This is a genomic window from Yoonia sp. GPGPB17 (assembly GCF_037892195.1).
GTDB lineage: Bacteria > Pseudomonadota > Alphaproteobacteria > Rhodobacterales > Rhodobacteraceae > Yoonia.
In genome coordinates, this window is the sequence record NZ_JATACI010000002.1 from 16,543 (window position 1) to 29,232 (window position 12,690).

Sequence of the window (12,690 nt, forward strand, 5' to 3'; positions counted from 1 at the left end):
TCGCGGTGCTATCCGGCACAAGCGCCTACGCCCGTGTGTGCTGATATCAGCCAGCCGTGCGGGCCGCATACCGCCCCACAGTTTTCCGACGCAGCAAAGCCACACCTCTTTTGTGCTGGCACATAAAACCATTCCATATGGCCTGCACAGCGGGCATAATCAGCACAAACAGTCCTGTCGGAGCATTTCCCCGTGACCCTTTTGCGTGCCATTCCGTTTTCACTCAACGTCTTGTGGCGGTTGGTGCTGGTGTTTCCCTTCATGATCCTTGCGATCATTATTTTTGGGTTCATTGCTGCGATTTTCATTTTTATTACGGCGCTGATATCACCACTTATTGCGGTCATTATTGCAGCTTCTTTTGGTGTGGCAGCCAGTGTCTTGCCGGTCATTGTCGGATCGCGTCTCGGGTTGCAGGCCAAGCAATCCAGCGTGCGCAATTCCTACTTCGGTCTGATGCTTCCCGCGGTGGGCTATGGGTTGTTCGAGGCGTTTTGCATCTTGCTGATCGTTGCCATCTCTGCCGGGGTCTATTTCATGGCAACACCCATGACGTTTGCCGATCTGATGCAGTTCACAACACTGGATGAAACGGTGCTGCTTGAGCAATTGATGTCCGTCAGCCCGGCCATCACGCTGTCGCTCTTGTGGGTTGGTGGTGTTTTGATCATCGCGCTGCGGGCAGCTTTGTTGATGCCCTTTGCGGGGGCTTCTATCGGGATGGACCCCGGTGGGCGCGCCCATACACCGTTCTACGGTTTTGGCAGCGAGTTCATATCGCTGCTGATCCTGACGGCGATATCTTATATCCTCTCGGCCTTCACCGTACCCATCGCCGTGGCAATCTGCTTGCTTTTGGGGTTTGGCGACAGCATGATGACCGCTTTGGCTACACTGGAAGCAAACCCGAGCATTGACGCGGTAACCCTGCTTGGTACGGAAACCTGGGTCTTTCTTGGCCTGTGTCTGCTCATCTATTGCTGGGTGTTCAGCCTACAAAGTGCGGGTGGCGTATTGGCCTATATGAACCAGGCCGAAGAGGTTGCAGATCAGCAAAATGCCTTCGATATGTCGATGGATGCCCATCTGGAAACGATGTCTTCGACGCAACCACCCGAACGGCCCATGCAGTCCGAAGACGTCATGGAATTGATCCGCAGCCGGATGCAAAAAAACAACCGCTAAAAGCAGGCCGGTACGGGCCTGCAATAGAATCGGAGAGGATACCCCTTACTCAACCTTAGCGATATTGCCTGCCATCTGGCGGCCATCGCGGCCTTCAATCAGATCGAAGGTCACTTTCTGGTCGTCAGCAAGACCTGTCAGGCCAGACTGCTCAACCGCAGAGATATGCACAAAAATGTCTGAGCCACCGTCGTCCGGGGCGATGAAACCATAGCCTTTTGTCGTGTTGAACCACTTTACGGTGCCGTTTGGCATTGTCCGCTCTCCTTCACTTGATCGCACCCCGTAGGGCTGGGCAGGTCTTGGGCCCCGCGACATGCGGACTTCCCTTGGCCTTCATGCCCTAAGAATTGACTGATTTATGAAAAAGGCAAATGACACGTCGTCGCATTGGCGATATCTGGACAACAGCTGATCAAAAAGGAGGCACAATGCGTTTTTTTGGCCTAAAATCTTGCGATACCTGCCGTAAAGCGTTGAAAACTTTGGCTGCTGCGGGACATGCGCCGACGGTGATCGATGTCCGTGCAGACGGTGTTTCTGACGCAGATCGCGCGGCAATCATTGCGGCTTTCGGAGATGCGTCAATCAATCGCGCCTCGACAACATGGCGCGGGCTCAGCGATGCGGAAAAGACGGCTGATCCGGCAACCCTTCTGGCGGCGCATCCCACTTTGATGAAACGCCCTGTGATTGAAGCAGACGATCAATGGACGCTTGGCTGGAAAGCGGACGTTCAGGCCAAATACCTTGGCGACTGACGCCTGACTGCTTATGTGTGAGGCTGAGCAGTAAGGAGAAGACCCATGCGCAACGCCGCAAGTATGTTGGGAGTGATCGGTGGCCTGATCGGCATTATCGTTGGTTTGTTTGGCTATGGATACGCTGAATTGTCCGAACGCCATGCAGAAGTGGGCGAGGTTTTTGGCTTGCTTGAAAACCCCGGTTTCATCCGATTTGCCAGCTTTATTGCACCATTGCTGGCCATTGCCGGTGGGGCAATGGCCAAAGCCCGTGCGCTCTGGGGCGGTATCCTGATGCTGCTGAGTGCGGCCTGTTTTTATGCCGCTTTTGGCTTCAACGTGGGCACAATGTTCCCGATCGGCTTTGTGGCCCTGGGCGGCATCCTAGGGATTGCCGCCGGCAAGCCAGATGAGCCTAAGGCGCATTTCTGAACAGGCCGCGATCAATTGAAATTGTGCTTAGCGCCTTTGAACACAAGGATCAGCAGGCACAGCACCCAGAACGCGCGTTGGTCTAGGATCAGCGCGTCTGAGAAACGGTCAAACCAGGCACCGAGTGTGCCTTCGTGTGCGACGCCGCCATGTCCGTAAAGGTCTGTCAGGGATTGCACGACGATAAAGCCAATCATGCCAAATGCGGCGAGGCGGGTGAACAGGCCGATCACGATCAGGATGGGCAGCACGAACTCTGCAATTGTGCCGCCGGTGACAACGGCCCAGTGAAAGACTGTCAGCTGCGACGTGTCATAACCGACGGCTTCCATCGCTTTTGGAAAAATCTGCACATAAGCGCCCGAGGACGGTTGCAGGATGCCAAAGATCCCATCGCCCAGCTTGGTCAGGCCAGAGTTCCAGTAGTACATGAACAGCACCCCGGCAAAGACAAGGCGGGCGAGGATCGGCAACACTTCGTCGCCAGCACGGTTGATGGGGGCGGCCATCTGGGCAATAGGAGAGGTGGTCATAGGATGGCCTTTCAGTAGATTTCAGTCACGGCACCTTGGGCCAGAAGCAGCCCAAGCACAGCACCCAGATCAAGGGTGTCATCGGCAGTCGCCATCGCCTGTCCTAGTGATTGCCCCTTTTTGAGGGCCTCAATACAGGTCGCGGCAGCAGCATTGATCAGGTGGATTTGCGGGTCAAACCCAGCGCGGGTGATCAATGCGGCCTCAGGCTGCATGACCGGTTTCGGCGCGTCAGCGCGGGTGTTGGCCAGATAGATCGCATGCACCGGAAAATCCGATACGACCGTCTGGGTCGCAGGTGCAATGCGCAGCTTGGCCCCCATGAGGGCGTCAGGTGCAAGAGCACCCAGCGCCTGCACATCTACAGGTTTTGCATCTTCGGCATGATAGGCATGGCGCATGGCAAGCTCGATCCGCGCGATATCAGGCAGGTAACCGATCTTCTTGGTTGGCTCAAAGCGTCCCAGAAACTGCGGCATCGCATCGCCGTAAAACATCATCAGCGGCGTCTTCGGGGGATGTTTGCGCAGATAGACACCAGCCATAGCGCGGAAGAATTCATCGCCAACCAATTTGCGCACAACCGGGAAAGCAGCTTCGAGCGCGTCGGACAGGCTGACCGCGACATTGTTGCGGTAGACGTCAAAGCGCTTGCTGGCGGCGGCCCCATCGGGGTTTACGATGCCGTTGGGCACCGGAGCAGCCGGGTCCAGCATCGCGGTTCGAAATGCGGCTTGGGTGACAGTCATGACGTGATCAGCACGAGGGCCTTATCGGCGCGCTCGATCTCGTCAGCCAGAACGGGCCATTCAGGCACATCTGTGTCCCACTCAATCAGCAGGGGCTTGGGTCCGGATTTTGCGAGAGTATAGTCAAGCAGCGCCCAAACCGGATCAACCACCGCCTTGCCGTGGCTGTCGATCAGAAGGGGCGCGCCAGTTTCGTCTTCATCTTCATCATGGCCACCAAGGTGGATTTCACCCACAGCGTCCAGCGGGAAGGCATCAATATAGGCTTGAGGCGAGGTTTTGAGGTTTGTCGCACTGACAAAGACGTTGTTCACGTCCAGCAACAGGCCACAGCCTGTGCGCTGGGTCAATTCACGCAGGAAATCTGTTTCAGACATCGTGCTTTCTGCAAAAGCGAGGTAGCTGGACGGGTTCTCCAGCAGCATGCGGCGTCCGACGGTCTCTTGCACCTGGTCGATGTGCGCGGCGACACGGGCCAGCGTTTTGGGGGTATAGGGCAGCGGCAGCAAGTCGTTGAAGAAATGGCTGTCATGGGTCGACCAGGCCAAGTGTTCAGAGAAACTCGCGGGATTCAGCCAGCCGATCAGATGCTTGAGGCGGGCAAGGTGGTCGGCGTCCAGATCGCCTTCGCCGCCAATCGACAGGCCAACGCCATGTACCGAAATGGGAAAACGTTCAGAAAGGTGACGTAGCTGGGCAAGCGGTCGGCCGCCATCGCCCATGTAATTCTCGGCATGGATTTCCAGCCAGCCCAAGGGGCCGGGGTTTTCCATGATATCGCTATAGTGCTGTGCTTTGTATCCAACACCGGGACGCGCGGGCAGAGAAGGATTTTGTGTCGCGTCAAGCATGTCGGAAGCCTTTGGAAAGAGGGTTGGCAAGGTGGATCATAACCCACCTTACCATAAATCAGCTTATGCTGGCAGGTCGCGGTCAAGGGCTTCCAAAGAACCCATGCGCTCAGAGCCGTCAGCCATTGCTGGCAGTTCCATTGTTTCGCATGTGCCCGCAGGAACAAGTGTCCATGCGTTGCCTTGGTAGTCAACAGTGGATGTGCCTGCACATGTCGTGCCTGGGCCAGCTGCACAGTCGTTTGCGCCTGCGAGAGACACGCCGAAGCACTTTACGTCGCCTTCAGCAGCGGCTGTTGTGGACAGGCCTGCAACAGCGGATGCAACAGCAGATGCGAGGACGAGAGTTTTAGTTGCGTTGGACATCGAAGTTTCCTTTGAGTTTTGGTCAGGTTTGATCGTCACCGTGTTCCGGCGATGCCCAAAGACTAACCGTGGTGGATGTTCATGTGCCATTCACAGGCCCGTGCATCGCAGTCGCGTGAGGTTATGTGAGCGTGTCTTTGCCTGCGACTGGGTGCCGCAGATCGTTTTTGCCATATAAAACAAGGAACCCGCCGATTTTTACATCGGCGGGTTTGTTACAACTTCCAGCGCTGGAATGTTACAAAAGGTCTGGCGGAGTGGCCGACGTACCCAGCTCTGCAACAATTTCAGCCAGAGATGTTACAGAAGTTTTGTTTTCGCCCAGACGGCGGGCGGTCACGGTCTTCTCTTCGACTTCACGCGCCCCGAGGGCCAGAATCACAGGAACTTTGCCGACCGAATGCTCGCGGACCTTGAAGTTGATCTTCTCGTTTCGCAGATCAGCCTCGGCCCGCACGCCAGCCGCCTTCAGGGCATCCACCACTTCCATCGCATAGTCATCTGCATCCGACACAATCGTGGCCACAACCACTTGGCGTGGGGCGAGCCAGAACGGCAACTTGCCTGCGTGCTCTTCGATCAGAATACCGATGAAGCGCTCGAATGAACCCAAGCAGGCGCGATGCAGCATAACAGGCGTGTGCTTTTCGCCATCGGGCCCAATGTATTTGCTTCCCAGCCGTTCGGGCATGTTGGTATCTACCTGTAAGGTGCCGCATTGCCATGTCCGGCCTATAGCATCAGTCAGCGTGAACTCCAGCTTTGGACCGTAGAACGCACCTTCGCCCGGCAGCAGGTCATAGTTATAGCCCGCCGCATTACATGCTGCCCCCAGGGCCGCTTCCAGAACATCCCAGGTCTCATCGCTGCCAATACGCTTTTCGGGCCGTGTCGATAGTTTGACGGTCCAGTTGTGAAAGCCAAGGTCGGCATAGGTCTGGGCAAGGAATGCGATGAACTTTTTCGACTCCGCTTCGATCTGATCCATGGTGCAAAAGATGTGCCCGTCGTCTTGGGTAAAGCCGCGCACACGCATGATACCGTGCAGCGCGCCGGAGGGCTCATAACGATGACAAGCCCCAAACTCTGCATAGCGCAGAGGTAAATCACGGTAGCTTCGCAAACCATGATTGTAGACTTGCACATGGCCCGGACAGTTCATCGGTTTCAGCGCGTTAATCGCTTTTTCACGCGCATGATCCTCGTCGACTTCGACGATGAACATATTCTCTTGATACTTGTCCCAGTGGCCCGAAGCCTCCCACAATTTGCGGTCAATGACCTCGGGTGAGTTCACCTCTTGATAGCCATCACTGTTTTGACGGCGGCGCATGTAGTCCATCAGCGACGTGTAGATGTTCCAGCCGTTGGGGTGCCAGAACACCTGACCGGGGGCCTCTTCCTGCATATGAAACAGGTCCATCTCGCGACCCAGCTTGCGGTGGTCGCGTTTGCCAGCTTCCTCCAGCATATGCAGGTGCGCTTTCAGCCCTTCCTTATTGGTAAAGGCGGTGCCGTAAATTCGCTGCAACATCGCGCGGTCGCTGTCCCCACGCCAATAGGCACCAGCGATGGACATCAGTTTGAAACCATCGGCAGGGACTTGGCCGGTGTGCTGCAAATGCGGCCCTCGGCACAGGTCCTGCCAGTCGCCATGCCAATACATGCGCAGCGGTTCATCGCCGGGGATGCTTTCGATCAACTCGACCTTATAGGGCTCGCCGCGGTCTTTGTAGTATTGGATCGCAACATCACGTTCCCAAATCTCGGTGCGCACAGGCTCGCGCTTGTTGATGATCTCTTTCATCTTCTTTTCGATGAGGCCGAGGTCTTCGGGCGTAAACGGTTCTTTGCGGTCAAAGTCATAGTACCAGCCGTCCTTGATAACCGGGCCAATAGTGACCTGTGTCTCAGGCCAAATCTCTTGCACCGCACGCGCCATGATATGCGCAAGGTCATGGCGCACCAGTTCAAGCGCGGTTTCTTCGTCCTTCATGGTATTGATGGCGATGCTGCTATTCGCCTCAATGGGCCATTGCAGGTCCCAGTGCTGGCCAGCCACCGTTGCACTGATAGCCTTCTTGCGCAGGCTGGATGAAATATCAGCGGCCACATCGGCCGCCGTTACACCGGCCTCATAAGAGCGGCTGTTACCATCGGGAAAAGTAAGGGAAATCTGTGCCATCGCAGGCCTAGCTCCTCGTCTGTTTGGCGCCTACGAAACGCCCGGTTGCGGGTTATGTGTGGGCGCTTACTGAACCTCTGAACTGAAATGGTCAAGAGGCCGCAGAGAAGCGTGCGCACCGGTATACCCAGATATACGTTGACTGCGACATGTAGACGGTTAAAAGCGACACAAGTTTCCGATAAGAAATCAAGATATGGGGATATCTGCATGCCAAGCTACAACCGCCAGTTCGACCTGAGCATCAATGATGTGGACCTGATAGAAGAAGCGCTGCGGGCGCGTGGGCGCGAGTTGTCAGGCATGCGATTGGCTTTGCGGGACGATAACCCCGCCCATCTGGAATCAATTCGTGTGGTGGAGCAGGACCAGCGACAAAACGAAGAATTACTCGGGCGTTTGCACGACCAGAAGATCTTTTACCGCCCCAAGAAGGCGGTCTATATCGGCGGCTAAGACGACGCAGTTTTGAACGACATGGGATGCACACAGCGCGGGAGAGCTGTGTGCATTTTTGTTTTCAGAACCGGGCTGCGAATACCGCATAGGCCATGATCAGGCAGCAGACCCAACCGGCGGTAAAGATGATGGGGCGCAGCGGGAAAGCCGCTTTGCCGGTGATATACCCAACCGCATGTGCGACACGCAGCCAAAAGAAGGCAATGGCGGTCCAATAGGTCAGCGCAGTGAATCCGTCGACGCGGTCAACAAGAAACACCAGCAACGCGAAGGGCACCAGCTGTTCCAGAAGGTTCAAATGCGCACGGTAGGCGCGCTGCACCCATGGGCGGTGCAAGCGTGGATTGGCGATGCGGATGAACCCGTCAGGTGCGTCAGCGGGCAGCGATTCCTCGGGGGCCGAGGCGGCACCGACAATATACGGGATCCACAGCGAAGCCGCGAGGATGGCAAGGCACGTCAGTATGCCGAGTTCTGTTGGGAAGCTTTCCATCGGTCTTCTCCTTACATCGCCGCTTTGAGGGCGGTACCGGTTTCCAGATAGCTTTTGAGCGATGACGCCAGACGCGCCCAGCCTTCGGCGAAGCCTTCCTGACCGGGGGCCATATCGTAATGCTCAATCGTCAACTTGCATTGTTCGCCCTGAGGCTCGATCAGATAGACCATGTGGCTTGCCGGTGCGTCAGGTCCCATAAAAAGGGGCTCAAACGTCATGGCGATCCGACTTTTGGGGTCCATGGCAGTGGTGGTCTGGTTAAGCATTGAACTGCCATCGGGGCGAATGAACGCTGTGTTCTCGCCAACCGTTGCGTTGCCTTCCACCACATTGCAGGCAAAGTGATAGGCTGCCATCTGGTCGGCCTCGGTCAGGGCCGCCCACAGGGCGTCCTGACTGCAGCGGATAAATGTTTGCATCATGAAATCGGGTTTTCCCATATTCGTGTCTCTCTCTAGCTTCGCTTTCAATTCAGTCACCGCGCGCGCCTGGCGTTGCAAAAAAGGGGCGGCCCATCTGTCCATCACGTCCTGCAAGGGCAGGGCATTCAGGTAGTGGTATTTGAACCGACCATCCTTGCGGGTGACGATCAGATTGGCCTCTTCCAAGACCTTCAAATGCTTCATCACCCCAAAACGGGACATCTCCAGCACCTCTTCAAGGTCGCTAAGGGATTGGCCATCGCGCTGGCGCAAACTGTCAAGCAGGTCGCGCCGTGCGGGGTCGTTGAGGGCTTTGAAAATCGCATCCATGGGAAACCTTATAGGTTACTAAATAGTCACGTGACAATAGGGTAACATAAAAATACTTGCAGCGGATCACAGGGTGTGATGCTGTAAGTGTATGGAAAACAATAGTGAAACCCCGTCTTTTGTCACGCCGCAAGGGCGCCGCATTGCCTACCATTTGACCGATGGGACCGGCCCCGCGATCGTCTTTCTGGGCGGTTTCAAATCCGATATGGGCGGCACAAAGGCCGTACATCTGGAAAAATGGGCGCGCGATTCGGGGCGCGCTTTTCTGCGGTTCGACTATTCCGGTCATGGCGAAAGCAGCGAGGCATTTACAGATGGCTGCATTGGCGACTGGTTTGAAGACGCTTGTGCGGCCATTGGGTTGCTGGCAGGCAAGGTGATCTTGGTTGGTTCCAGCATGGGCGGTTGGATTTCGCTACTGGTGGCCCGTGCGATGCCTGAGCGTGTCGGGGGGATGTTAACCATCGCCGCTGCGCCGGACTTTACCGAAGACAGCATGTGGGCCGGTTTTTCAGATGCGCAAAAACAGGAGCTGATGGCAGGGCAGGTGGCGTTGCCATCAGAATACGGCGAACCCTACATCATCACCCGGCACCTGATCGAAGAAGGTCGCAACCGATTGGTGCTGCGTGACGCGCTGCCGCTGCCTTTCCCGGTGCGGTCTTTGCAGGGCACGGCGGATGCCGATGTGAAAATGTCCGTGGCGCTGCGTCTATTGGAACATGCCGACAGCCCCGATATGCGGCTCACGCTGGTGGATGGGGCCGACCATCGCTTTTCAGATGAAGCCTGCCTGGACTTGATTGTAGCCTCTGTCGCCGATGTCTTGCGCGCGGCGGACGGGTGAAATCCCCCATTCTACGTAACGTTCCGCTTTGGGATGCACAGACGCTCTGCTTAGGGTGCGCAAAATCCTTGGGAGGGGACAGATAATGGCACTATCATTGGGGCAAAAGGCTTGGCTGGGGTCTGGCCGACATGGGCATCGTTGTCTTTGTCATCGTCAAGCAATTGCTGATCTTGGCATATATGACAGCGTTTTTGGGGGTCCCGGTCGGGATCGCAGGTTTCGTCACAACAGCCGTGTTGATCTTCGACATGATCACCGATCCGTTGATCGGCTACTTCAGTGACCGGACGCAAAGCCGCTATGGTCGGCGCGCGCCATGGATGTTCCTAGGTGTCTTGGTGATGTCGGCGGGCATGGTCGGCCTGTTTTCCGTGCCGCCAGGGATGGGAATGAACGCGAACCTTGCTTGGGTCGTAGCGTTCTTTGTGATGGCCACTATCGGCTTTACCATGGTGGCGATCCCCTATGGCGCGCAATCAGGGGAGATCACGCAAGACCCCAAGGAACGCTCGGCCATGACAGGGTTTCGCATGGCGTTCGCCAGCATCGGTATCCTGATTGGCGGTGCCGTATTGCCCGGCCTTGCAGATACGATGGGGTACCCAATGGCGGCATTGCTCGTGACACCGTTGATGGTGGGGGCGGTCTGGCTGTCACTTTGGTCCATCCGCAAGGCACCGCGCATTGAACAGGCCGCAACTGTCAGCCTGTCAGGCATGTTTGGGTTGGTTTTCGCGAACAAGGCTTTTGTGGTGCTAGTCCTGATCTATGGTGTGATGACTCTCGCGATTGCGATGATCACCGCAGGTTTGCCCTTTGCTGCGCTCTATTTGATTGTTGATAGCGGCGATACGATGCTCTCAGGTGCTGCAGAAGCGCTGACCACTCTCAGCCTGATGTTTGCAACCTTCGTTGTCGGCTCAATCCTCAGCCAGGCCATTTGGGTGCTGCTGTCACACCGGCTTGGTAAGGTCGGTGCGCTGATTTTGGGGCTCAGCCTCTACATGGTTTTGCTTTATACGCTTTACACAATGCTGCCGTCGGTCAATGTCACCGCCATCGCCGGTATGTTCGTATTGGCTGGCATGACCAATGGCGCGTATCAGCAGATCCCATGGGCCATTTACCCGGACCTGATGGATGTCACCCGCCGAGAAACGGGCATAGCCATTGAGGGCGCATTTTCAGCCATATGGCTATTTGGCCAGAAACTGGCGAACGCCATGGCCCCTGCCGTGCTTGGTTTGACCCTTGCGGCGGCCGGATGGCAGGAAACAACCGCCGGAGTGGTCGCGCAATCAGATAGTGCTTTGAACACCTTGCAACTGTCGATCACCCTGATCCCTGCGGCCATTCTGGGGGTTGCCATCCTTGGTCTGGCGCTGATCTATCGGCCAATGGCGCGACGCGCCCTTGTATGATCTGGCAAACATAGAAGCGGCCCTTGCTGCGGCAGAGGCTCCGGTGCCGCACCTGCGCCTCGGCTGTGAAAAGCGGATTATTTGGGCCAATGCGCCCGCAACCAAAACCCCTGTCTGTGTGCTTTTTATCCACGGGTTCTCAGCAACTGGGGAAGAGCTGCGGCCTTTACCAGATCTGGTCGCGCAGGCCTTTGGCGCTAACATCCATTTCACCCGTCTGACCGGGCATGGTCAGGACGGCGATGCCATGGGACGGGCGACGCTGGCGGACTGGCGGCGGGATGTGGCCGAGGCAATTGTGATCGCCGAGACGCTGGGTGACGAAGTGATCATCATGGGCTGCTCGACGGGCTGCACCCTAGCGACACTGGCCTTGGCCGAAGGTGCGCAGGCAAAAGCCATGATCCATGTTTCGCCCAACTTCGGACTGCGACACCGGGCGGTGCAGACCTTACTGGATTTGCCGGGATCCCGGCATTGGTCGAAATACGTGGCTGGATCATCGCGATCGTTTGAGCCGATCAGTGCGGCCCATTCGGCCTATTGGACGGTCAATTATCCCACCAACGCGGTGCACGTCATGGCGGACACGGTGCGTGCGGCACGCGGTGCAGATCTGGCGTTGATCAACACGCCAGCCTTGTTTTGCTTCAATGAGGCCGACAAGGTGGTGCATCCAGAGGATACCCGAAAGGTCATTGCGCGTTGGGGTGCACGGACATCTGTAGTTAAGATCGAACAAACCCCGGATGATGACAAAATGGGCCATGTCATGGCGGGCGATATCTTCTCACCCGGCCAAACTACGCCTTTGGCTCAGCAGATTGTCGCTTGGCTGCAAGGCTTGTCTGCACGCTGAAACACTTGCGGCAACGCGTTTTCCACGTCAGAGTGTAAAAAAACGACCCAAAGAGGTTGAGCAGTTTGTAAGGGCTATTGCAAATGCCGCGTGAAACGCTGGTGATGATACCGCCTATCTTATCTGACGCGCGTGTGTTTGCGCATCAGCTCCAAGTCATGTCGCAGGCACACGCAGTGATGGTTGCTCCGCCTACATGCGGTGAGCGGATCGAGGAAATCGCAAGCCAGATCCTGTCTTGGGGGCCGTCCAAGTTTGCCCTGTGCGGCATGGGTCTTGGGGGCATGATCGCGATGGAGATCATGCGTCGAGCGCCGGAACGTATCACACGGATTGCTTTGGTCAGCACCAGCCCACAGGCTGACACGCCAGAGGCAGCGGCGGCCAGAGAACCGCATATTATCGCGGCCCGTGCCGGTCGTTGGGATGATGTTTTGCAACACGAAATCAATTCGACCTGGATGGCACCCTCGACCGATAAGGTGGAGTTGGTGCGGATACTGACTGAGATGGGGCGCGAGTTGGGACCTGAGATTTATGTCAAACAGGCCCGTGCGATGCAGCGACGTAAGGATCAGCAAGCGACGTTGCGCCAAATCCAACTTCCAACATCCGTCATCTGTGGGCGCCATGACGGGCAATATCAGTTGAAAAGACACGAGTTTCTGGCGGAACTGATCCCCTATGCCCAGTTCGAAATTATCGAAGGGGCAGGCTATCTGCCCACGATGGAAGCACCCGAAGCGACGACAGACGCGCTACAACGCTGGATGAAGCAGCCGATGATGCTGCGGCTTTAGGGCTTT

General features: G+C 56.5%; 16 protein-coding genes. 8 read left to right on the forward strand and 8 right to left on the reverse strand.

The features are described 5' to 3' along the window. Positions 1-192: 192 nt before the first annotated feature. Complete coding sequence (locus QTO30_RS00390) at positions 193-1,185, forward strand: hypothetical protein (protein WP_340421723.1); 993 nt, start codon at positions 193-195, stop codon at positions 1,183-1,185. Between the two features lie 45 nt (positions 1,186-1,230). Here the strand turns inward: QTO30_RS00390 and QTO30_RS00395 are convergent, their stop codons facing one another. Then, positions 1,231-1,440, reverse strand: a complete 210-nt coding sequence (locus QTO30_RS00395) for a cold-shock protein (RefSeq protein WP_340421724.1) — start codon at positions 1,438-1,440, stop codon at positions 1,231-1,233. 176 nt (positions 1,441-1,616) lie between these two features. Here QTO30_RS00395 and QTO30_RS00400 point away from each other — a divergent pair, with 176 nt between their 5' ends. After that, positions 1,617-1,946: an arsenate reductase family protein gene (locus QTO30_RS00400; RefSeq protein ID WP_340421725.1), complete on the forward strand. Its 330-nt coding sequence runs from the start codon at positions 1,617-1,619 to the stop codon at positions 1,944-1,946. Positions 1,947-1,991: 45 nt separating this feature from the next. Further along, a complete protein-coding gene (locus QTO30_RS00405; protein ID WP_340421726.1) occupies positions 1,992-2,360 on the forward strand; it encodes a hypothetical protein in 369 nt (122 codons plus the stop codon). Positions 2,361-2,371: 11 nt separating this feature from the next. Here QTO30_RS00405 and QTO30_RS00410 read toward each other — a convergent pair whose 3' ends face one another. From QTO30_RS00410 to thrS, 5 genes are all read right to left on the reverse strand, one after another. Then, positions 2,372-2,893 (reverse strand): DoxX family protein, encoded by a 522-nt coding sequence (locus QTO30_RS00410; protein ID WP_340421728.1) that lies wholly within the window; start codon positions 2,891-2,893, stop codon positions 2,372-2,374. An 11-nt stretch (positions 2,894-2,904) separates the two neighbouring features. After that, entirely contained in the window at positions 2,905-3,642 is a 738-nt protein-coding gene (locus QTO30_RS00415) for an HvfC/BufC N-terminal domain-containing protein (RefSeq protein ID WP_340421729.1), read from the reverse strand. Continuing rightward, the gene (gene bufB / locus QTO30_RS00420; RefSeq protein WP_340421730.1) at positions 3,639-4,493 is read right to left on the reverse strand and encodes an MNIO family bufferin maturase; all 855 of its coding nucleotides are present in this window, start codon (positions 4,491-4,493) and stop codon (positions 3,639-3,641) included. Before bufB ends, QTO30_RS00415 begins: the two co-directional genes overlap by 4 nt. Positions 4,494-4,556: 63 nt before the next feature. Further along, positions 4,557-4,859 (reverse strand): BufA1 family periplasmic bufferin-type metallophore, encoded by a 303-nt coding sequence (locus tag QTO30_RS00425; protein ID WP_340421731.1) that lies wholly within the window; start codon positions 4,857-4,859, stop codon positions 4,557-4,559. Between the two features lie 238 nt (positions 4,860-5,097). Beyond that, positions 5,098-7,044 carry a threonine--tRNA ligase gene (gene thrS / locus QTO30_RS00430; protein WP_340421733.1) on the reverse strand — a complete coding sequence of 649 codons (1,947 nt, stop codon included), beginning with the start codon at positions 7,042-7,044 and terminating at the stop codon, positions 5,098-5,100. A gap of 210 nt (positions 7,045-7,254) precedes the next feature. On the opposite strand from thrS, the gene QTO30_RS00435 reads away from it, so the two are divergent. Beyond that, positions 7,255-7,500 (forward strand): hypothetical protein, encoded by a 246-nt coding sequence (locus QTO30_RS00435; protein ID WP_340421735.1) that lies wholly within the window; start codon positions 7,255-7,257, stop codon positions 7,498-7,500. Positions 7,501-7,564: 64 nt separating this feature from the next. Here QTO30_RS00435 and QTO30_RS00440 read toward each other — a convergent pair whose 3' ends face one another. Together QTO30_RS00440 and QTO30_RS00445 are read right to left on the reverse strand one after the other, a co-directional pair. Further along, the gene (locus QTO30_RS00440) at positions 7,565-7,996 is read right to left on the reverse strand and encodes an MAPEG family protein (RefSeq protein WP_340421737.1); all 432 of its coding nucleotides are present in this window, start codon (positions 7,994-7,996) and stop codon (positions 7,565-7,567) included. An 11-nt stretch (positions 7,997-8,007) separates the two neighbouring features. Then, the gene (locus QTO30_RS00445) at positions 8,008-8,751 is read right to left on the reverse strand and encodes an ArsR/SmtB family transcription factor (RefSeq protein ID WP_340421739.1); all 744 of its coding nucleotides are present in this window, start codon (positions 8,749-8,751) and stop codon (positions 8,008-8,010) included. A gap of 91 nt (positions 8,752-8,842) precedes the next feature. On the opposite strand from QTO30_RS00445, the gene QTO30_RS00450 reads away from it, so the two are divergent. The 4 genes from QTO30_RS00450 (at position 8,843) to QTO30_RS00465 (ending at position 12,684) form a co-directional block, all read left to right on the forward strand. Continuing rightward, the gene (locus tag QTO30_RS00450) at positions 8,843-9,601 is read left to right on the forward strand and encodes an alpha/beta hydrolase (RefSeq protein WP_340421741.1); all 759 of its coding nucleotides are present in this window, start codon (positions 8,843-8,845) and stop codon (positions 9,599-9,601) included. Positions 9,602-9,732: 131 nt separating this feature from the next. Further along, entirely contained in the window at positions 9,733-11,025 is a 1,293-nt protein-coding gene (locus tag QTO30_RS00455) for an MFS transporter (protein ID WP_340421742.1), read from the forward strand. Next, positions 11,018-11,884, forward strand: coding sequence for an alpha/beta hydrolase (locus QTO30_RS00460; protein WP_340421743.1), 867 nt, complete (start codon positions 11,018-11,020; stop codon positions 11,882-11,884). Before QTO30_RS00455 ends, QTO30_RS00460 begins: the two co-directional genes overlap by 8 nt. An 83-nt stretch (positions 11,885-11,967) precedes the next feature. Beyond that, the gene (locus QTO30_RS00465; protein WP_340421745.1) at positions 11,968-12,684 is read left to right on the forward strand and encodes an alpha/beta fold hydrolase; all 717 of its coding nucleotides are present in this window, start codon (positions 11,968-11,970) and stop codon (positions 12,682-12,684) included. The last annotated feature ends 6 nt before the right edge of the window (positions 12,685-12,690 follow it).

Coding starts and splice junctions, on each gene's coding strand:
- QTO30_RS00395 (WP_340421724.1), bottom strand. CDS start 1,440: ATGCCAAACGGCACCGTAAAGTGGTTCAACACGACAAAAGGCTATGGT.
- QTO30_RS00400 (WP_340421725.1), top strand. CDS start 1,617: ATGCGTTTTTTTGGCCTAAAATCTTGCGATACCTGCCGTAAAGCGTTG.
- QTO30_RS00405 (WP_340421726.1), top strand. CDS start 1,992: ATGCGCAACGCCGCAAGTATGTTGGGAGTGATCGGTGGCCTGATCGGC.
- QTO30_RS00410 (WP_340421728.1), bottom strand. CDS start 2,893: ATGACCACCTCTCCTATTGCCCAGATGGCCGCCCCCATCAACCGTGCT.
- QTO30_RS00415 (WP_340421729.1), bottom strand. CDS start 3,642: ATGACTGTCACCCAAGCCGCATTTCGAACCGCGATGCTGGACCCGGCT.
- bufB (WP_340421730.1), bottom strand. CDS start 4,493: ATGCTTGACGCGACACAAAATCCTTCTCTGCCCGCGCGTCCCGGTGTT.
- QTO30_RS00425 (WP_340421731.1), bottom strand. CDS start 4,859: ATGTCCAACGCAACTAAAACTCTCGTCCTCGCATCTGCTGTTGCATCC.
- thrS (WP_340421733.1), bottom strand. CDS start 7,044: ATGGCACAGATTTCCCTTACTTTTCCCGATGGTAACAGCCGCTCTTAT.
- QTO30_RS00435 (WP_340421735.1), top strand. CDS start 7,255: ATGCCAAGCTACAACCGCCAGTTCGACCTGAGCATCAATGATGTGGAC.
- QTO30_RS00440 (WP_340421737.1), bottom strand. CDS start 7,996: ATGGAAAGCTTCCCAACAGAACTCGGCATACTGACGTGCCTTGCCATC.
- QTO30_RS00445 (WP_340421739.1), bottom strand. CDS start 8,751: ATGGATGCGATTTTCAAAGCCCTCAACGACCCCGCACGGCGCGACCTG.
- QTO30_RS00450 (WP_340421741.1), top strand. CDS start 8,843: ATGGAAAACAATAGTGAAACCCCGTCTTTTGTCACGCCGCAAGGGCGC.
- QTO30_RS00455 (WP_340421742.1), top strand. CDS start 9,733: ATGGGCATCGTTGTCTTTGTCATCGTCAAGCAATTGCTGATCTTGGCA.
- QTO30_RS00465 (WP_340421745.1), top strand. CDS start 11,968: ATGCCGCGTGAAACGCTGGTGATGATACCGCCTATCTTATCTGACGCG.